Below are 19,418 nucleotides of genomic sequence, written 5' to 3'. Positions count from 1 at the left end.
AAGAGGTAGATCACAATGACAGCCATGAGTGTGTCGGCCGCGCCACTTCGATCGCGATCGATGATTTTGGCCGCTGTCGGCGGTCTTTGTTGCGCATTCGCGATCGGCAAGGCGTTGCCTGTGACGATGGACACCGTCTCGAGCGCGCTCGCTCCGCTTTGCGCTACCGCCGCGGAAAGCTCGCCGCTCGACAGGGTCGAGCCGATTGGCTCCTACGCGCTACCAAATGTTCCGGGAAAGCGCGTCACTATCGTGCGGGTTTTCTACGGTCCTGGCGGATTTTCGCGCCCGCACCGGCATTCCGGTGCGGTGACCGCCTACATCACCAAGGGCGAGATCCGTTCCCAGCTTGGCGGCGGACCGGTCGAGACATTCGGCGTCGGCCAATCCTTCTTCGAGCCGCCAGGCGCAACGCATCTTGTTTCAGCCAATGCCAGCACCACCGAGCCCGCCGAACTGATCGCGGTGTTCGTGGCGGATGAGGGCGCGCAATTGACGACGTATCTGGAATGACGGAAAGCCCGGATCGAGCGGAAGCTCGATCCGGGTAAATCTCGAATTGCATCAGCCGCCGTAGGATGCGGGATCAGGATTGTCCGACGGGTGCTCGAACGACTTCTTCAGCGAGGCCGGCATCGGCACGTGGAAGTTCAGGCCGCGCGGCGGCACTGGCTCCATGAACCATTTGTCGTAGATCTTCTGGATCTCGGGGCTCTGGTAGAGTTTTGAAGTTGCCCGATCGACCACCGTCTTGAACGGCACGTCATCCTTGCGCAGCATGATGCCATAGGGCTCCGGATCAGAGAATGCGCCATTGCTGATGGCGTAGAGCGAAGGATCCTTCGAGGAGGCGATCATCGCCGCAAGCTGGATGTCGTCCATGACAAACGCTGCTGCGCGGTCGGTCTCGACCATCAGGAAGGCCTCGGGGACATCCTTGGCACTCATCACGGTGATGCCGAGCGAGTGCGCCAGATTGGCTTTGGTGAGCTGGTTGATGTTGGTTGTGCCGGCGACAGAGACGACGGCCTTGCCTTTGAGATCATCGATTTGGTCGAGCTTTAGCGCCTTCTTGGACACGAAGCGGCTCGCCGTGAGGAAATGCGTGTTGGTGAACCACACCTGCTTCTGGCGGTCGGCGTTGTTGGTGGTCGAGCCGCATTCGAGATCGACCGTGCCGTTGGCCATGAGTGGGATGCGCGTGGATGAGGTGACGATCGTCTCGTTGACCTCGAGCTTGTCCAGCTTGAGCTCGGTTTTGATGTCGTCGACGATCTTCATGCAGATGTCGACGGCGTAGCCCACGATCTTCTGCTTGTCGTCGATGTAACTGAACGGCACCGCGCTGTCGCGGATTCCGAGGGTGATCGCGCCCGTGTCCTTGACCTTCTTGAGCGTGCCGCTCAATTCTTCCGCGCGAGCCGGCATGGCGAGCGCGACTGCGAGAATGGCCGCCGTGGCTAGATAACGCATGAGCTTCCCCTTCGTCCTGTTTGGCTGCCGCAGCCAAGCAATTCTGGGGCCAGAGAAGGTCGGGTCATGCGGGCCGTCATCGCGCCTTCACAGGCTTTGGCGAGCGCCGGGGGGCTGCGTGGGCAGCCTCAGTTCTCTTCGTTGCTCGATCCCTCGCGCAGGTCGGGCTTGACCACGTCCTCGGGCAGTGCATGCGCGACCGGCTGCGGGTTCCCCGCGATCTCCGTGCCGATCTCGCGACCGCGGGCGCGGATCAGGCGCTCATAGGCCGAAACCAGCGTGACGTAGGGGCTCACCCAGATCCAGCCGTCGCGGGTGAACACCTGAACGTCGAAATGCAGGTGCATCGACGTGCCCGCAGGATGATCGAGATAGTTCGAGATCACGCCGATCTTCTCGCCTTCGGTGACGATGCGGCCATTGAGGACCCCATCGGCGTTCATCGCCTGCGGATTCATGTGCATGTACCGGAAACGGATGTGCTCGGCGCGGCTGTTGACCAGGAGCGTCGCGGCCTGGTCCTTGGGGGCACGGATCACCATGGCATCGCGTACAGCAACGACGGCGCGCTGCTTGGGATCGCAGGGTTCGCGGACATCTCCGGGCGAGGGGCAGTCGGCGGCGCGGATGTCCTCGCCCTGGTGGCCATATCCGCCTCCGCACTGCCAGACCTCGAAGCTCCGCGACTCGCAGAAATTGTCGCGCCACGGATAGGCGTTCGGACCGTCATCCTTGTCGCGCTTCGCGTAGGATTGCGAATGCACGAAAGCCGGCGCCTTCTCGAGCGGGAAGCGGATCTGCGCATAGGCCATCGGGTCGGGATGGCCGCCCTGCTTGCGATAACCGGTGTTCGGAATGATGTCGCCGCTCGGCCGGTAGGTGAAATCCGCCGACCGGCCGGCAGGACGATCGATCAATTCGGAGGTAACGTCCATGAGCGGCCGGGCGCGCTGGCCGCCGGCGACATGCAGGGCCTTCAGGAAGCGCTCGGCAACGGGATAGGCCTCCTTGCAGGCCAGCCGCCGCGGTTTCGCGACACTGTCCAGACACTGGATCGACACCACATAGGCGACGCCGAAACGTGTGAAAGCATAGCGCACGTAGCCTTCGCGAATGAATTTGCGCAAGTCAGGATAGATCGTCGCAAGCGGCTTGACCGGCTCGCCCTTGCCGCCGGCAGGATCGGCAATGTCGTAGACCAGCGCCGATCCCGTGATCTGAATCTCGACCGGCTTTGCAAACACGCGCGTCGGCATGCCGTCACCGGCGCCCGGTTCGAGCGAAAAGCTCGCGCTGTAGCCGGCGGGGCCGGCATCGAACATGTCGACGGGATTAAAATCGGCCTGGTAGCGCGACAGGGCCAGTGTGGACGATGCGCCGCTGCGCTGCGCATCGAGATAGGCGGCGGCATCGAACGGCAGCAGCACGGGAACGGAGCTGCGGGCAATGCCGGCGAAAAACTGCGAGGAGACCGCATTGAGCTGCACCAGCGCCGGCATCGCGCGCGGATCAAAGCGCGGTACCGAACGGCGTGGCACGAAGATGAAATCGGCCGCGACCTGTGGGCGGCTGCTGATCTCGGTGCGGAGTTGGTCGAGCGCTGCGCGCCAATCGACGCGCAGGGCTGTGAGCGAGGGGCTGCGGAATTCGTCCGCGGCGAGCGGCGTTGCGGTGAGGAGCGAAAGCGACGCCAGAAGAAGCGAGACGAAGCGGAAACCCGTCCTGGCCACAGTCTCGCCCCCCGGCGGCAGCTGTCCTGATCCCTGGTTTAGTCCTTGGCGCGCTCGGAGTAGGAGCCGTCTTCGGTCATCACCACGATGCGGGTGCCGACGGAGATGTGCGGCGGCACGGTGGTACGGATGCCGTTGGACAGCACCGCCGGCTTGTAGGAGGAGGAGGCGGTCTGGCCCTTGGTCACCGGCTCGGTCTCGACCACTTCCAGCGTCACGCGCTGCGGCAGCGCGAGCGACACCACGTTGACGTCGTGGGTCGACAGCTTGACGGTCATATCAGGTTGAAGATACGCGGCCGCGTCGCCGACGACGTCCTTGGAGACCTGGACCTGATCATAGGTCTCGGGGTTCATGAAGTGGAAGCCGTCGCCATCTTCGTACAGGAACGTGAAGTTGCGCTCTTCGATCGTGGCCTTTTCGACCTGGTCGGTGGTCTTGTAGCGCTCGGAGATCTTTACCCCGTCCGAGATTCGGCGCATTTCGATCTGGCTGACCGGCGTGCCCTTGCCGGGATGGATGTTCTCGGCGCTCACGACGACATAGAGCTTGCCGTCTTGCTCGATCACGTTGCCCTTGCGAATAGAACTGGCGATGACTCTCAAAGCTATATTTCCTGCTTGCTTGGCCCGGCTCAGGCCAGGACGTGGTCAAATCGATGGGGGACTTGGGGCCTCAAATCAGACCTCGGCGCCCGTTTCGGGCCGCAACATACGCATTTTGTCGTTGAATGCCAGCATTTTGCTGGCCCAAGAGGCGACCGGTTAATGGCTGGGGACAAGCCGCTTTCGCCGTTCTGGAGCCCCTCGCGGCATCTCGACCGGCGGCCGTTCCTCCAGGCCAGGGGGGCCATCACCGGGTCTGTCAGGGGCTTTTTCGCCGAGCAGGGCTTTGTCGAGGTCGAAACCTCGGTCCTTCAGGTCTCCCCGGGCAACGAGACCCATTTGCACGCCCCCCGGACCGAGATCATGCGGCCTGACGGCAGCCGGGCCAGCCGGTACCTGCGGACCTCGCCCGAATTCGCATGCAAGAAGCTGCTGGCGGCCGGCGAGGAGCGGATTTTCGAGTTCGCCCGGGTGTTCCGCGACCGCGAGCGGGGCGACCTGCACCTGCCCGAATTCACTATGCTGGAATGGTACCGGGCCGGCGCACCCTATGACGCCATCATGGCCGATACCGTGGTCGTCATCGCCACGGCCGCGCAGGCGACCGGGATTGGGACTTTCTCCTTCCGGGGTCGGACCGCGGACCCGTTTTCCGAGCCGGAGCTTCTGACCGTCGCGGGCGCCTTCGAGCGCTTCGCCGGGATCGACCTGCTGTCGACAATCTCGGGCAACGAGGGTAATCGTGCCGCGCTCGCCGAGGCGGCCGCCGGCAAGGTCCGGGTTGCCCACGACGACACCTGGTCGGACATCTTCAGCAAAGTTCTGGTTGAGCATGTCGAGCCGCATCTAGGGCAGGGGCGTTTGACCATTCTGTTCGAATACCCATCCCCAGAGGCGGCGCTGGCGCGGGTGAAGACAGACGACCGGCGGGTCGCCGAGCGGTTCGAGGTCTATGCCTGCGGCGTCGAGCTCGCCAACGGCTTTGGCGAACTCACCGACGCCGAGGAACAGCGCAAGCGCTTCACGGAGTCGATGGCAGAGAAGCAGCGCCGCTACGGCGAGGCCTATCCGCTGGACGAGGATTTTCTGGCCGCGGTTGCCGCAATGCCGGACGCGAGCGGTGTCGCGCTCGGTTTTGACCGGCTCGTGATGCTGGCAAGCGGCGCAACGCGGATTGATCAGGTGGTGTGGACACCGCCTGTGGACGAGAGATGACGAAGACCAATTTTGCACGGACATTGCGCGAGGCGGCCGAACTTGTCGCCGCGGACCTTGCGCCCGCCACGGCTCTGCCCGCGCTCGAACGCGTCGCGGCCCGCTATGCGGTTGCGATCACGCCGGCGCTGGTCGAGCTGATTGACACCTCGGACCCTGATGATCCCATCGCCCGCCAGTTCGTTCCGACTGCCGCCGAGCTTGAGATGCAGCCGGGCGAGAGCGCCGATCCGATCGGCGATCACCCGCATTCGCCTGTCACCGGCATCGTGCATCGCTATCCCGATCGCGTGCTGTTCAAGCTCGTTCACGTCTGCGCGGTCTATTGCCGCTTCTGCTTCCGCCGCGAGATGGTCGGTCCCGGCAAGGAGAATGCACTCTCGGACAGCGCCTATCGCGCCGCGATCGATTATATCCGCGCGCATAGCGAGATCTGGGAAGTGATCCTGACCGGCGGCGATCCGCTGATGCTGTCGCCGCGTCGCCTGAGCGAGATCATGGCCGATCTTGCCGGCATCGAACACGTCAAGATCATCCGGCTTCATACCCGTGTGCCCGTGGCCGATCCCGCGCGGATCAGCGACGAGATGGTCGCGGCGCTGCAGGTCGAGGGCGCAACCACCTGGCTGGCACTGCATGCCAACCATGCGCGCGAGTTGACGGGACCGGCCCGCGCCGCCTGCGCGCGGCTGGTCGATGCCGGGATTCCCATGGTGAGCCAGTCCGTGCTTTTGCGCGGGATCAATGACAACATCACCGCCTTGTCGGATTTAATGCGTGCCTTCGTCGAATGCCGGATCAAGCCCTATTACCTGCATCACGGCGATCTGGCGCCGGGGACTGCGCATCTGCGGACGACGCTGGCGCACGGACAGGAGTTGATGCGGCAGTTGCGGGGGCGGGTCTCAGGGCTGTGTCAGCCGGACTATGTCATCGACATTCCGGGCGGCGCCGGCAAATCGCCGGTCGGGCCGAATTATGTGTTGGCGGCGCAAAATACCGCAGCCGACGCGGGTGATGCGGTGACGGAAACGCGCTATCGTATCGTGGATTATTGCGGCGACGTGCACCTCTATCCGCCCGAGACCTGATGCGGTGACGGAGGACGCGCCGGTTTGAGGACTGGAGGTACGAAATGAAGAGGATCATTGTGGCCGTATCGCTCGTGGCCTTGCTCGGCGGTGCCGCGGTCGCGCAAACCGGCACCAAGGGATCGACGTCCAGCGGCGCCTCAGCCAGTTCGCCACCGCCGGCGCCGGTCGGTCATCGCCAGCCGCGCGTCGGCGACGTGCCCGACGAGAAGAATCTGAGCGACGCCAACGATCCCTTGAGCAAGGAAAATCAGGCGCTCGACAAGAAGATCAAGAGCATCTGCCGCGGCTGTTAAGTCGCAATTGCGGGCAGGGCGCCAACAGCATCGCCCCGCCCGCGCCTGTCTCGGCTTACGCGGAGCGCTCGTGCAGGCCGGCGCGCTTCGCGTTGCGCCGGATCTCGACGGCATCGGCGAGCTGTTCGAGCACTGTCGCCGTCGTCGCCCAGTCGATGCATCCGTCGGTGATGCTCTGACCGTAGGTCAGCGGCTTGCCCGGCACGACGTCCTGGCGGCCCGCGACGAGATTGCTCTCGATCATCACGCCCATGATGCGGTTCTCGCCGCCCGAGATCTGACCGGCGATGTCGGCCATGACCAGCGGCTGGTTCTCCGGCTTCTTGCTCGAATTGGCGTGGCTCGCATCCACCATCACCAGCGGTGCGACGCCGGATTTCGCCAGCTCGTTGCAGGCCGCAGCGACGCTTGCCGCGTCGTAGTTCGGCTTGGCGCCGCCGCGCAGGATGATGTGGCAGTCCTCGTTGCCCGCGGTCGAGGCGATCGCGGAGCGGCCGAGTTTTGTGACCGCCATGAAATGATGCGGATGCGAGGCCGACTTCACCGCGTCCGCAGCGATGCGCACATTGCCGTCGGTACCATTCTTGAACCCGACCGGGCAGGACAGCCCCGAGGCCAGCTCGCGATGGATCTGGCTCTCGGTCGTGCGCGCGCCGATCGCGGCCCAGGACACGAGGTCGGCGATGTATTGCGGCGTCGTCATGTCGAGGAATTCGGCGCCAGCAGGCAGACCGAGATTGTTCACGGCCGACAGCACATTGCGCGCGAGCCGCAGGCCCTTGTTGATGTCGAAGCTGCCGTCGAGATCCGGATCATTGATCAGGCCTTTCCAGCCGACGGTCGTCCGCGGCTTCTCGAAATAGACCCGCATCACGATCTCGAGCTGATCCGCGAGGTCCTCGCGCAGCTTTGCAAGGCGCCCGGCATATTCGAGCGCCGCCTTGGGATCGTGCACCGAGCAGGGTCCGACGACGACCAGAAGTCGGTCGTCCTGGCCGTTGAGGATGGCGTGGATGGCATTGCGCGCGGCCATCACGACACGGGTCGCCGTGAGGGTGCGCGGAACTTCCCGCATCACCTCTTCAGGCGTGCTCAGCTCTTTCAGTTCGCGGATACGAAGATCGTCAGTCGTGCTCAGCACGGCGGGCTCCTGTTGGTTTCAGAACCTGCCGGCCAATAAAAAAGCCGCCAGGTTTGGCGGCTGTTCGGACGTTTGCTTCAATATTCAGATTGAGCGCGATCCCCCTGCCGCCAGCAAGCTGTCGTAGCTAAAGTACCAAAAATAGCTGGTGGCGACGGTGATCATGGGAGGCCATATAGCGTGCCTTTGGCGGGTTGTCACCCCCCAAACCGGCTCGGCACGCAACGAGCCCCTCAGGTGTTGCTTTTGCGTGCCGCCAGGGCCATGCCGATCAGGGTCGCACCGCCGAACAAAAGGTTGATACCGACGAGCACGCCGATGGCCCATTCCGCCGAACTCGGCAGTCCCGTGATCACCATGAACGCAATCGCGATGTCGACGAGGCCCGAGACCAGGAGCCACGACCATCGGCCACTCAGCTCACGACGGTGCTCCAGCGCGTACATGATGGTGGTGACGCCCTCGGCAAGGAAATAGGCGCCGAGCACGATCGTCAGCGTCAGCACGGCCTGCATCGGGCGTGCCAACAGCAGCATGCCTGCGAGCACGGCGAGGGCCGCGGAGATCAGTGACCACCAGAAGCCCGGCGTGGCACGTGCCCAATAGGTCGCGATCAGACCACCGATGCCGCTGATCAAGAACATCCAGCCGAGAACGATCGTGATTGCGAGGCTTGCGAGCGGCGGCAGGATCAGCGCGGCCATGCCGAGCACGGCAAGCAGGATGCCTTCGAACAGAAACGCCTTCCAATGCGCCTTCACCGCCTGGCTCAGCTTGGTTTGCAGCCGTGAAAAATCCTCGGGCGATGTCATGCGGGCCTCTACGTCTCGGGAGCAGATGCAACCAACTTAGTACACGCGCACTGCACGCGCCATCCCGCGGGTCAACCGCCGCCGTGCGCTGACGAAAATCCGTCGCCAGACGTGCGGATGCGGTTGCGGCCAAGAACATAGATCGCGGTCGTAACGACCAAAAGCGCAAGGCCAAGCAGGATCGAGGTCAGGCCGATCGGGATCAGCGCCAGCGTCAGATTGCGCTCGGGATTGATGAGCCAGTGATGGATCGAGGTCAGCACGAAGGCGAGGCCGAGAAAGCCGACCCCGCCGCCGGCAAGCCACAGTGCCCACATCCGTCGCAGCTGGCTGAGCCGCTCCCGTGCGACGTCGGTGCGGGGCGCGTGGTGACGCGCAACGCGTCGCACCAGGCGGACGGCAAAGGCGATCGAGCTGAAGCCGATCAGGAGGCTCGCGCCGCCCAGCCATATCCGCAAGTTGGGATCGAGATCCGGCATGCGCTGGAGCGTGAGCAGCGGAAAGTCGAAGGCCGAATGCAGCGCCAGCGGGCCGGCGAAGATCAGCAGGCGGCTGGAGAGGCGGGCCCAATCGCGGTGATGGCGGTTCGCGCCCAGCGCCGTGCCGGCGCGCGCGATCGTCAGGTAGGCGCCGGCGATGATGCCAAGCGCGCCGTGGAAGGGTACGGTCAGCACGCTGCGCAGGGCCGCCAGCGACCGCCACATCTCGGCATGCTGCACGAGGTAAGCGAGGTTCTCATACGCCGCGAAGCCGAGGCCGACGGCGGCGCCATAAACCACCGTGTCCATCGGATTGGCGAAGGTCCGCCGCTTGGTCGAGGAGACCAGCACGATGGCGATCACCTTGACCGCCTCCTCCGGCAGCGCGACCCCGAAGACCGAGTGCATGGCCAGCGCCGCCCAGGGGTTGTCGGGCGCTGCGGCCATCTTGACGAAAGGGGCCCGGGCGAGACCCAGCAGCGAAATGCTGGCGGCACCGAGCAGGAAGGCGGTCCAGACCTGGGCGGGTGGTCCGGGGCGTTCCTCGGCGGCAATGACGAGCCACAACATCAGCAGCGCCGGGGCAATGGCGGCTGTTCCGATGACGGTGGGCAACGCTTCGATCAGATACATTGGCGCCGAAAATACGTTCCGTTGGTCCGCTTATCTACGTGTCCCGATGCGACCATCTGTCATGCGCTCGCTGTCCCGTTGCTTAACGAGCCGGACAGCTGGCGTTCATCAAGACCGGTCAGAGTAGAATACGAGGACAATCAACTGCATGACAGAGCCACTTCGTCATCAACGGCAACATTTGCGCAAGGTCGCCGGATCGCGATTGATGCGTCAGATCAAGGCAGTAGGCAGGTTTCTTCGATTGACGGGGCATGGGTGCGAACAGCGACTCCAGCGCCGGGATTGCCTTCATCCAGACGCTGTCGAGGCAGCAGGAGCGACCTAATCACGCTTCATCGTACTTCCGCGGGGGCGCGAGGCGGTCCGGCGGGCTCGCATCTGCTCCAGCTCCCAGAGGGCGCGAATGAGGCACGTGCCAAGGCAGCAGACGATCAGCAGCAGCAGGAAGGCCTGGTCGGCGGGAGGGATGTACATCATGGCGTTGATCAAGCAACGCGCATGCCATGCGTTCCAGAGGTGGCCTGCGTAACGGGCAGCCGCGCCCTACGCGAAAACGTTGCTTGTGCGCGCCGGAATCGCGATCTCGGCGGGTTCGCCCGGGGCCGGGTTTCCAGGGCTCAATGGGTTGTGAACGGCGGCGGTGCGTCGGGCGTGACGTCGAAGGATCCGAGATGAAATTCCTCGCCCGGGCTCTCGTCCGGCTCGGAATGGTGGGTGAGGAGCGTGAACGCGGCCTGCGGATATTGCTTCCAGATATCCAGATCGCCGGCCGTGATCGTCAGCCAGCCGAACGTGTACATGTAGCGTCCCGGCTCGGTAACCCGGCCAACCCTGTCCCAGGTGACTTTATCAAGCGTAATCTTCTCGACTGCCATTCGGTCCCCCCGATCGCAAGTCCGCAAATGCCGTCCGCGCGAGGCGCAGACCGTCAAAAGCTGATCCCGCAATGGGGCCGCCTTGGGGCAGCGATGCGGAAGCAAGACGACCACAACACGGCCGTCGCCTGCCGGCAGTCCTTCCTGAAAGTCCGCGAGCAGGTGCCGTGGTGCCTGTAGAAATCCCCAACCCGACGGAAGGCCGCAGAACGCGACGGTGGCGCGGCCTACGGAGACCTGACGCCGTTCTCCAGCCGTCAGAATGGGCCATGGAGCAACAGCAGAGCCAGGATGCCAATCGCCAACGCCAGCTTGACCATCTTCCAGGTCAGGCCGTCCGACCTGATCTCCCATCCGAACCACGGCAACGCGGCTCGCATCGCGAACGTTGCGATGGTTTCGACGGTGGCAAAGGCCAGCGCAACCGCTGCGATGAATGACCAGGATGGCTCGGCAGGCGGCATCCATGCCGCGAGCCAGATGGGGACGGAGCCGCGCAACGACACGAGCAATGCGAACCATCCGAACAGGGAGACGAAACCTTTGACGATCTGGGGCCCGATCGCATCGGGCTCGAGCCGGATTCCGATCGTAGCGAGCGCGCTCTCGATGCGTTCGCCATCGGTCAGGAAGATGAACGCCCCGGCAAAAAGGGGTACCGACGACTGGAAGATGAGCGCGATGATGCCGAACAGGACGCCGTAGCCGTAGGCGTCGCGGAGAATGTCCCAGCCGCCTGCGCGCGATAGTCCCGGCCCCGTCGCGGCCTGAGCCTGTGTTGCCTTGGCCTGCGGGGCCGATCTGGCGCGCGCCATGTGCTCCAGCATCTTGGCGCGTCGCTCCGGTGCGTGTTCGGGCGCACGATGCATCCACGCCAGAGGCGCGCCAGACTGGCTGTCCGAGGTGGATTTGCGCTGCTCCATAGGCCGAACCGGATTTCCTTCGATCATTGGTCGGAGGTAAGGGCCGGGTAGGTTCATGCGCCCGATCCAAGGCCTATCCGTCATCCTCCCGTAAGGTCCGCCAACCACGTTTCGGTTGATCTCGTTCGCCAGTTGGGCTTGAGTGCCGACAGGTCTGGGGGACCCAATTAATGTATGTATTCGCGGCCGCGGCGCGTTACGTCGTCGCGTTTGATATCTCTGTCAATTCTCGTTCGAGCAGGCGCGGCGAGGCCTGCGCCTTGCCATGGATCTGACCGCCAAGGCTGGCGGCCTGTCCCCACGAAAAGCAGGCATTCTCGATCACGCCGAACGCATCGCCACGGATCGCGTCGCATGGCGCGCGAAGAACAGCTTTTTCCACGACGAGGATGAGCGCTATCTCCGCTTTCTGATCCCGCCCGGAAGTCGCGTCCTCGACATCGGGTGCGGCGTTGGCGATACGCTCGCGAGCCTTTCGCCGTCATACGGCGTCGGTGTGGATTTCTGCAGCAAGCAAATCGCGATTGCCAGACAGCGTCACCCCGATCTCAGCTTCGTCGAAGGCGATGCCGAGGAGCCCGCGACGATCGATGCGCTGCAAGGCCCGTTCGACTACATCCTCGTCCTCGATACGATCGGCTCGCTCGAGGATTGCCAGAAATTCATCGCCCAGCTGCATCCGCTCTGCACGCGGGATACGCGGCTGGTCATCGGCTATTTCTCGCATCTCTGGTACCCGGTGCTGAAATTCGCCGAGCTCGCCGGCCTGCGAATGCCGCAGCCGGATCAGAACGTGCTGTCGCCGTCGGACTTGCGCAGCCTTGCCGAGCTTGCGGATTTCGATCCGGTGAAATCAGAGCAGCGCGTGCTCGCGCCGGCGCGGGTGTTCGGGCTCGGACGTTTTCTCAATCGTTTCGTCAGCGTGCTGCCGGGGATTCGCCAGCTGGCGCTGCGGCACTATCTGGTTGCGCGTTCCAGCCGCAAGGCGAGGGAAGAGTTCGCATCGGCCACGGTGGTCGTTCCGGCACGCAACGAGCGGGGGAATATCGAGCCGGCCGTGCTGCGGATTCCCGAATTCTGCAGCGACATCGAGATCATCTTCATCGAGGGCCATAGTCAGGACGGCACCTTCGAGGAGATGGAGCGGGTCAAGCAGGCGCATCCCGACAAGGACATCAAGGTGATGCGCCAGCCCGGCAAGGGCAAGGCCGATGCCGTCTTCACCGCGTTCGACGCCGCGCGCGGCGATGTGCTGATCATTCTGGACGCCGACCTGACCATGCCGCCGGAGCAGATTCCAAAATTTGCCGAGGCGCTGCAGTCCGGCAAGGGCGAGTTCATCAATGGTTCGCGCCTGGTCTATCCCATGGATGAAGGTGCGATGCGCTTTCTCAACCTGATCGCCAACAAGATCTTTTCCTATCTGTTTTCCTGGCTGCTCAATCAGCGCTACACGGACACGCTGTGCGGCACCAAGGTTCTGCGCCGCAGCGACTATCAGCGCCTGAAGGCCGGCAAGGCCTATTTCGGTGATTTCGATCCGTTCGGCGATTTCGACCTGATTTTCGGCGCCTCCAAGCTCAACCTGAAATCCGTCGATCTTCCGATCCGCTACGCTGCACGGACCTATGGCGAGACGCAGATCTCGAGGTTTCGCCACGGCTGGATGCTGCTGAAGATGGTGGCTTTCGCCTTCCTCAAGATCAAGGCGATCTAGGCCGCGGACAATGTCAATCGATTGCTTTCCCGACGCGCGCATGAGCGGGAGGATCAGAACGCTGCTGATCCTCGTCGTGCCCTCGCTCTATCTGGCGGCGACGTTGCTGTATTCGGCGTGGCAGGCGGTCTGGGGCGTCCAGGTCGACCCTGAATCGGCCTACACGATGAACGGGCTTGTGGCCGCCGCCGGATATGGCTCGCTGAAGTTCGATCATCCGGGAACGACGACCACACTTCTGGTCGAAGCGATCGTCAGGGGCTGGGCCTTGCTGACCCGGTCCGGGGACATCGTCGCATTCGGACTCGAGCATTACGATGCGATCACCTATGCAGCGCGGACGGGCGAGGCGCTGGCTCTCGCCGGCGCGCTGCTGGCGGGCGGGCTCATCGTCGGCCGGACGACGCATAGCGCGATTGCTGCGATGCTGTTTCAGGCCGGTGCGTTCGTGCATCCCGACGCGTTTCACTTTCAGACGGTGCTCGCGCCGGAAAGCCTCCTGGTCGCCATTGCGCTGTTCGGCATGGCGATCGTGATCAAGGCTGCGCTCGACGAGGAGCCGCCGGCGACCCGCCTCGGCGTCATATCCGGAGTGATCTTCGCGCTGGGGTTCGCGACCAAATATCTCTATCTGCCGCAGGCGCTGTTCGCCGTGTGCCTGCTCAGAAACAGGCGGGCGTTCCTCGCGGCCTTGATCACGGGGGCGCTCGGCTTCGTTGCCTTCAGCCTGATCTTCAATCCGGGAACGATCACGCGCGGGTTCGGCTGGCTCGTGCAAATCGCGACCCATAAGGGACAGTACGGCGAAGGCGAGTCCGGCTTCATCGACTTCGCGACGTTCTGGTCCCATATGCGCGAGGTCATCGCGGCCGTGCCGCTCGCGCCCGGCGTCTATCTGGCTGCTGCGGGCACGGCGCTGGCCTGGTGCGTCAGGACCAGGAGCTGGCGCGATCCCGTCAGCCTGACGCTGGGCGCTGCGTCGCTGATCTTCGCCGCGCAGCTCGTCGCGACCTCGAAGCATTTCGCGCTGCATTACATGATGGCATCGTGGGCCCTGACGGGTGGGGTCCTGGTGCTGGTCGTGGTGCAGGTCCGCCGTCTGCTCCCGGGCATCCCATCGGCTGCGCTGAGCCTCGTTGCGGGCGGCCTGTGCGTTGCCATGGGCGCGACGACATTGATCGACGCCGCTGCCGTTGCGCGCCAATCGGCGGCGGCGAATGCGATCGGGGCGAGGCTCTCGAAGGCCGTGGTCGCGGCGGGACCCACTTGCGCCAACGTCTCGGGCATGTTCGTGCGCGCGCCGGAGAACGACATGAACCACGGCTGGGACATGACGTTGCAGCTCTGGGGGGATCGGGCGATGCGGGAGAGGTTCTCGGTCGCCTATGGCAAGACCTTCACGGTCCCGCTGCTGGACCACAACACCTACACGCACGTCCTGAAGAACAATTTCCGCCCGTACAGCTATGCGAAGCTCGCCGCCGATTACCCCTGCATCATCGTCCGTTCAGCGGTCCCGCTGGACGACGAAAATGCGATCGGCCTGCTGGCGCTCGAGCCGGACCATTGCGTGATCGAGGCGATCCAGATCTACACGGTCGGGCTCGCCTGCGCGAAGGTGCAGGGCAGCTTCGAGAGGGAGCGGTGAGGGGGAGCCGGATTGGATGGCGCTCCCTAGCGGAATCGAACCGCTCTCTCCACCGTGAAAGAGATGAGAACAGGTCCATGGGCGTCCATCTCCGTTCAAATAGCCGAATTTAATCAACAGATACTGCTACATAAGACCATGCCAGTCCATTGACGTCCAGCCACAGATATTGGACAAGTGTTGGACACGAAGCGTTCTCAACCTTGCCAAGGTGGATGCGATGGCCCGCACAGTCCGCGATGCAAACCTCGAAAAGAGAGAAGCCCGCAAGCGCCTGGATGCCCGCGGCAAGCCCTATTACCGGGTCATGGAGGAGGGCGTTCACCTCGGCTATCGCCGGCTCAAGACCGGCGCCGGCAACTGGGTGGTACGCAGCTATGTCGGCGATCAAAAATATGAGGTCGAGACGATCGGCCCTGCCGACGATCTGTCCGACGCCGACGGTGTGAAGATCCTGAGCTTCTCGCAGGCGCAGGCGAGGGCTCGCGAGCTAATGGTCGACCGAGCCCACAAAGCCGCGGGCAAGTCCGGCCCGCTCACCGTGAAGGCTGCTGTCGACGTCTACATCGAATTCCTCGAGGCAAAGCGGAAGTCGGCGAAGTTCAGCCGCTACGCGGCCGATGCCTTCATCCTGCCCGAGCTCGGCGAGATCGAGGTCAAGGACCTGACGAAAGACCAGATTGAGGGATGGCACCACGGCCTCGCAAAGGCCGGCGCGCGCATCCGGGTGAAGAAGGGCGAGGAGCAGCGCTTCAAGGAGGTCGACGATCCTGAGGAGCACCAGCGGCGCCGGCGATCCACCGCAAACCGCATCCTGACCGTCCTGAAGGCCGCCCTCAACAGGGCGTGGCGCGACGAGAAGGTCCCCAGTGATGCCGCCTGGCGGGCTGTGGAGCCCTTCAAGGGCGTTGACGCCGCACGCGTCCGCTATCTCGAGCTTGCCGAAGCCACGCGGCTCCTCAACGCCGCTGACCAGGACTTCCGCCGATTGGCCCGGGGGGCGCTTGAGACCGGCGCGCGCTATGGCGAGCTGATCCGGCTCAAGGTAACCGACTTCAGCCACAACTCCGGCACGGTCGCCATCCGCAAATCCAAGTCGAGCAAATCACGGCACATTCATCTGACCGAGGACGGAATCGCGTTCTTCCGATCGATCACCGCCGGCCGTGCCGGCACCGCCGTCTTGTTCGTCAAGGACAACGGCGAGCCATGGAAGAAGGATCACCAGAAGGATCCGATGCGTGTGGCCTGCGAGCGGGCAAAGGTGGACCCCCCGATGGGCTTCCACGGCCTCCGCCACACGTGGGCTTCCCATGCTGTCATGAATGGCGTGCCGCTGATGGTGGTCGCGAAGAACATGGGACATAGCGACACCCGGATGGTGGAAAAGCACTATGGCCATCTGGCACCGTCCTACGTCGCCGATGCCATCCGCGCCGGCGCGCCGCGTTTTGGAACGATCGACCAGGGCGCCGCGGTGCAAATCAGGTGACCAATTTCACGCAAGAATTGCGGAAATGGCAACCGCGCAGCAGCGCGATCAGGGCGCATTTGCGACGATGGGCTGACGATGAGCGCGCCGAAGAGGTCTGGAAGGCGGTCAGCAAAGCCGCGGGCATCAGTTTGACTGCTAACGAATTTGTCCGCTTTGTCGCTCATGCAGCAATGGAGTCGAGAGCGCTTCCCGTCCGGCTGGAAGACCACAAACATGAGATCGCGGCGACCAAAGCTGCGATCGGCAGCCATTTGCTGGATGCCCTCGCTTCCAACAGGCCCGTACCCGAGATTGCAGATATTCTTGAAGAGGGCGCCTGGCAGCTGAGGTTCAGAGAAAAGTTCTCGATGCTTGATGGTTATCCACAGGGGGCACGCAGTCGCCGCAAGAGTTCGCAATCGCGCCGAGCACTCAGCCTCACGCTGTCCGATTTTTTTAAGGAGCGATGCGGTAAGTGGATGGACAACGAGGTAGGCGTGCTCCTCGAGATCGCATTTGGACCCAGCGGCGACGATACATCCCAGGAAGCTCGCGACTATCGGCGATCGCGCGCTAATAAAGTGGGAGTTTGAGTCACCGATAGCGGGTTTGAACCTCCCTCACACCCAGTCCGCAAATCAATCCATCTTCGTCCAAGGTTCAACAAGCCACCTTGGATAGAAAACATGGACACCACGGTTCACGCCGGCCCGAAGCGCTCATTCCGCGTCGACGAGTTTGCCGCTCGCAACTCGATTTCGCGGGCCCAGGTATACGTTGAGATGAAGGAAGGGCGGCTCAACGCGCGCAAGGTCGGTAGCGCGACTCTCATCACCATCGAGGACGAAACCGCCTGGCTTGCTTCGCTGCCGGCGATGAAGCCGAGCGCAGCATGACCGAGACCGCCCGCTTCAATAGCAGGCGATCACGGCAGCAGCGATATCGGGAAGACGCCCTGGCAGGCCGTCTCGATGTAGCAAGTGATCCAGCCTTCGCAACGTCCCCGGGCGATCCACTCGCTGAGCCCCGCGTCGTTTTTCAAATGTGGAGAGGCCGGCAAAGAACCGAGTGCATCCGGCTCACGATTTCGCGCCTCAATGGAAAGGCGATCGGAGATCTGAGAATTTTCTTTGTGACGCCGACCGGACACATGCAGGCCTCAAAGAAGGGCGTCGCTTTTTCGATCGAAAAGTTACCGGACATCCGCAAGGCGCTGGAGAAGGCCGAAGTCATCGCCATCGAGCTCGACCTGATCGAGGCCGCGCCATGAACGCACGGGCCGAAGTCCCAAGCGGGAAGCCGCTGGCGGATACGATCTGGCAGATCGAAATCCGCGCGCTGATCCGTGCGTTTCTCGAATATGAACATCAATTCGAGTACCTCGCCGACGCAATTGATCCGCTGCAGGAATTTGCGGAACGGTCCGGGCTGGTCGCGGCGATAGGTCAGGACGAAGTCCAACGGCTCATTGCAGGGCCGTTCGCGCACTTTCGCGCCATCGTGGCCGCGGAAATCGAGGCCGAATTTGCCCCGACGCTGGCGCCCGATCTTCTCACCAACTACGCCGCGCAAACCGTAATGCGATGGGAGCTCGAGGACCCGCGCGACCGCTGGAAATGGACGGGTGAGCCGCGGCCATTAGAGACTCGCGTGGTGACCCAGCGCGAGCCGCAAGCGCCAGCAAAATCAACCGTCGATGCCTGTTTGCATGTGGCGAGGCTCGGCGACGTGGCGCGCCTCAAGGCGTGGCTCGACGACCACCGCAAAGATGCTCCGCAATTGCTCGAGATCTTGGAATCCATCCTATGCTGACACGCGCGGACTTGCCCGATCTCAAGCGCGCTTTCGTTGCGGACAATGAGCCCCCGATCGACGACACGCTTATGCCAACCGAAATTCCGGAAAGCGCCGACGGCGAGCCCGTCTTTTACGTAGATCCGACGCCGCGCGCGGCAACCGTGGCGCCAGCGCTCGGCGAGTGGGATGCCGGTGACTTTGTCGACATGCCGCGGCCCCGGGAATGGCTGCTCGGAAATCAATTCTGCCGCGGCTTCCTGTCCGGCCTGCTCGCCCCCGGCGCCACCGGTAAGACCGCTCTGCGGACCCTGCAATATCTCGCACTCGCTACCGGGCGACCGCTGACCGGACAGCATGTGTTCAAGCGCTGCCGGGTGCTCCTGCTGAGCCTGGAGGACGATGACAACGAGCTCCGCCGCCGGCTGGCCGCCGCGCGCATCCACCACGACATCTCGGCCGACGACCTCAAGGGCTGGCTGTTCTGCGCCACCCCGAAGGGGATCAGGTTCGCGGACATGAAGGACGGCGGGATGGGCCGGGGCCCGCTGGAGGCGATGCTGCGCCAGGTGATCGCCGAGCGGCGGATCGACATCGTCGGGCTCGACCCGTTCGTCAAGCTCCACGGCATGGACGAGAACAGCAACACCGCGATGAACTTTGTCAGCGAGCTCTTGGTAAAGCTGGCGATCGACCTGAATATCGCGGTCGACGTGCCGCACCACACGAAGAAGGGGCTGCAGACCGCCGGCGATGCAGATGCCGGCCGCGGCGCCAGCGCCGCCCGGGATGCCGGGCGCCTGATGTATACCCTCACCCGGATGAGCGACCAGGAGGGCGAGACGTTCGGCATCCCCGCCGAGGAGCGCCGCCTGTTCGTCCGCCTGGACAGCTCCAAGGTCAACATCGCGCCGCCATCGGGTGAAGCGACTTGGTTCAAGCTGATCGGCGTCCGGCTCGAGAACGGCACCTCGGACTATCCCCAGGGCGACGAGGTGCAGACCGTGATCCCATGGCACCCACCGAAGACATGGGACGGCATCACCGCAGCCCAGCTCAACGCCGCCCTTGATGAGATCGAGGCCGGCCTGCCGAACGGCCAGCGCTATTCGGACGCGAGCTCGGCCACGTCCCGGGCGGCATGGCCGGTGGTGCAGAAGCACTGCCGGGACCGCACCGAGCGCCAATGCCGTGACATTTTGCGCACCTGGATCAGGAACGGTGTGACCACCATCGAGGAGTACGACGACCCCGTCGATCGCAAGCCTCGCAAGGGCCTCCGCGTCTGCCACGGAAAGCGCCCATCATGACGCGCGCCAATGCCCAAAAAGCAATGGAGCACCATTGGCGCAAACCGGTCTGCTCCACCAATGGAAAACCGGTACCCATGGGGCTGTCGCTGGAGCACGCGGCAACGCCCCCTCATGTGCTGGCGCACCAATGGAGCAGGGTCACACGCGCGCATCCATCCACAACCCGCTCTTGCACGGCAGCGCTCTGCCTTCGGCG

20 protein-coding genes are annotated in these 19,418 nt (G+C 63.7%); 12 read left to right on the top strand and 8 right to left on the bottom strand.

Annotation, left to right across the window (positions count from 1 at the left end):
* The first annotated feature begins 15 nt into the window (after positions 1–15).
* On the top strand, positions 16–513 hold the full coding sequence (locus JQ621_RS03230) for a cupin domain-containing protein (protein ID WP_212232956.1): 498 nt from the start codon (positions 16–18) through the stop codon (positions 511–513).
* A gap of 51 nt (positions 514–564) precedes the next feature.
* Here the strand turns inward: JQ621_RS03230 and JQ621_RS03225 are convergent, their stop codons facing one another.
* From JQ621_RS03225 to efp, 3 genes are all read right to left on the bottom strand, one after another.
* Entirely contained in the window at positions 565–1,473 is a 909-nt protein-coding gene (locus tag JQ621_RS03225) for an amino acid ABC transporter substrate-binding protein (RefSeq protein ID WP_212232955.1), read from the bottom strand.
* Positions 1,474–1,601: 128 nt separating this feature from the next.
* Entirely contained in the window at positions 1,602–3,224 is a 1,623-nt protein-coding gene (locus JQ621_RS03220; RefSeq protein ID WP_212233785.1) for a M23 family peptidase, read from the bottom strand.
* A gap of 17 nt (positions 3,225–3,241) precedes the next feature.
* Positions 3,242–3,808: an elongation factor P gene (efp, locus tag JQ621_RS03215; RefSeq protein WP_195798251.1), complete on the bottom strand. Its 567-nt coding sequence runs from the start codon at positions 3,806–3,808 to the stop codon at positions 3,242–3,244.
* A 162-nt stretch (positions 3,809–3,970) separates the two neighbouring features.
* Between efp and epmA the strand changes: the two genes are divergently transcribed.
* Genes epmA through JQ621_RS03200 form a run of 3 tightly spaced genes read left to right on the top strand, consistent with a single transcriptional unit; the run spans position 3,971 to position 6,410 of the window.
* Complete coding sequence (gene epmA / locus JQ621_RS03210; RefSeq protein WP_212232954.1) at positions 3,971–5,023, top strand: EF-P lysine aminoacylase EpmA; 1,053 nt, start codon at positions 3,971–3,973, stop codon at positions 5,021–5,023.
* Positions 5,020–6,114, top strand: a complete 1,095-nt coding sequence (locus JQ621_RS03205) for a lysine-2,3-aminomutase-like protein (protein ID WP_212232953.1) — start codon at positions 5,020–5,022, stop codon at positions 6,112–6,114. Before epmA ends, JQ621_RS03205 begins: the two co-directional genes overlap by 4 nt.
* Before the next feature lie 44 nt (positions 6,115–6,158).
* Positions 6,159–6,410 carry a hypothetical protein gene (locus JQ621_RS03200; protein WP_212232952.1) on the top strand — a complete coding sequence of 84 codons (252 nt, stop codon included), beginning with the start codon at positions 6,159–6,161 and terminating at the stop codon, positions 6,408–6,410.
* 55 nt (positions 6,411–6,465) lie between these two features.
* On the opposite strand, the gene JQ621_RS03195 is transcribed toward JQ621_RS03200, so the two are convergent.
* The 5 genes from JQ621_RS03195 to JQ621_RS03175 form a co-directional block, all read right to left on the bottom strand.
* A complete protein-coding gene (locus tag JQ621_RS03195) occupies positions 6,466–7,551 on the bottom strand; it encodes a 3-deoxy-7-phosphoheptulonate synthase (RefSeq protein WP_212232951.1) in 1,086 nt (361 codons plus the stop codon).
* Positions 7,552–7,784: 233 nt separating this feature from the next.
* On the bottom strand, positions 7,785–8,363 hold the full coding sequence (locus JQ621_RS03190) for an HdeD family acid-resistance protein (protein WP_212232950.1): 579 nt from the start codon (positions 8,361–8,363) through the stop codon (positions 7,785–7,787).
* Between the two features lie 71 nt (positions 8,364–8,434).
* Positions 8,435–9,475 (bottom strand): PrsW family glutamic-type intramembrane protease, encoded by a 1,041-nt coding sequence (locus JQ621_RS03185; RefSeq protein ID WP_212232949.1) that lies wholly within the window; start codon positions 9,473–9,475, stop codon positions 8,435–8,437.
* Positions 9,476–10,095: 620 nt separating this feature from the next.
* On the bottom strand, positions 10,096–10,353 hold the full coding sequence (locus tag JQ621_RS03180) for a hypothetical protein (protein ID WP_212232948.1): 258 nt from the start codon (positions 10,351–10,353) through the stop codon (positions 10,096–10,098).
* A 257-nt stretch (positions 10,354–10,610) separates the two neighbouring features.
* Positions 10,611–11,276 (bottom strand): hypothetical protein, encoded by a 666-nt coding sequence (locus JQ621_RS03175; RefSeq protein ID WP_212232947.1) that lies wholly within the window; start codon positions 11,274–11,276, stop codon positions 10,611–10,613.
* 265 nt (positions 11,277–11,541) lie between these two features.
* On the opposite strand from JQ621_RS03175, the gene JQ621_RS03170 reads away from it, so the two are divergent.
* From JQ621_RS03170 to JQ621_RS03135, 8 genes are all read left to right on the top strand, one after another.
* Positions 11,542–12,993: a glycosyltransferase gene (locus tag JQ621_RS03170; protein WP_212232946.1), complete on the top strand. Its 1,452-nt coding sequence runs from the start codon at positions 11,542–11,544 to the stop codon at positions 12,991–12,993.
* Between the two features lie 40 nt (positions 12,994–13,033).
* Positions 13,034–14,641 (top strand): hypothetical protein, encoded by a 1,608-nt coding sequence (locus JQ621_RS03165; protein WP_212232945.1) that lies wholly within the window; start codon positions 13,034–13,036, stop codon positions 14,639–14,641.
* A 220-nt stretch (positions 14,642–14,861) separates the two neighbouring features.
* Complete coding sequence (locus JQ621_RS03160) at positions 14,862–16,133, top strand: tyrosine-type recombinase/integrase (protein WP_212232944.1); 1,272 nt, start codon at positions 14,862–14,864, stop codon at positions 16,131–16,133.
* Entirely contained in the window at positions 16,130–16,708 is a 579-nt protein-coding gene (locus JQ621_RS03155) for a hypothetical protein (protein WP_212232943.1), read from the top strand. The genes JQ621_RS03160 and JQ621_RS03155 overlap by 4 nt, the downstream gene beginning before the upstream one ends.
* Before the next feature lie 93 nt (positions 16,709–16,801).
* On the top strand, positions 16,802–17,011 hold the full coding sequence (locus JQ621_RS03150) for a DNA-binding protein (protein WP_212232942.1): 210 nt from the start codon (positions 16,802–16,804) through the stop codon (positions 17,009–17,011).
* A complete protein-coding gene (locus JQ621_RS03145; RefSeq protein WP_212232941.1) occupies positions 17,008–17,385 on the top strand; it encodes a transcriptional coactivator p15/PC4 family protein in 378 nt (125 codons plus the stop codon). Before JQ621_RS03150 ends, JQ621_RS03145 begins: the two co-directional genes overlap by 4 nt.
* Positions 17,382–17,927, top strand: a complete 546-nt coding sequence (locus tag JQ621_RS03140) for a hypothetical protein (protein WP_212232940.1) — start codon at positions 17,382–17,384, stop codon at positions 17,925–17,927. The genes JQ621_RS03145 and JQ621_RS03140 overlap by 4 nt, the downstream gene beginning before the upstream one ends.
* A gap of 11 nt (positions 17,928–17,938) precedes the next feature.
* The gene (locus JQ621_RS03135) at positions 17,939–19,219 is read left to right on the top strand and encodes an AAA family ATPase (protein ID WP_212232939.1); all 1,281 of its coding nucleotides are present in this window, start codon (positions 17,939–17,941) and stop codon (positions 19,217–19,219) included.
* Positions 19,220–19,418: the final 199 nt, after the last annotated feature.

The organism is Bradyrhizobium manausense (genome assembly GCF_018129685.1).
Lineage (GTDB): Bacteria > Pseudomonadota > Alphaproteobacteria > Rhizobiales > Xanthobacteraceae > Bradyrhizobium > Bradyrhizobium manausense_D.
The sequence above is the reverse complement of the archived record's forward strand: the minus strand, read 5'-3'. Positions and strand labels throughout refer to the sequence as shown.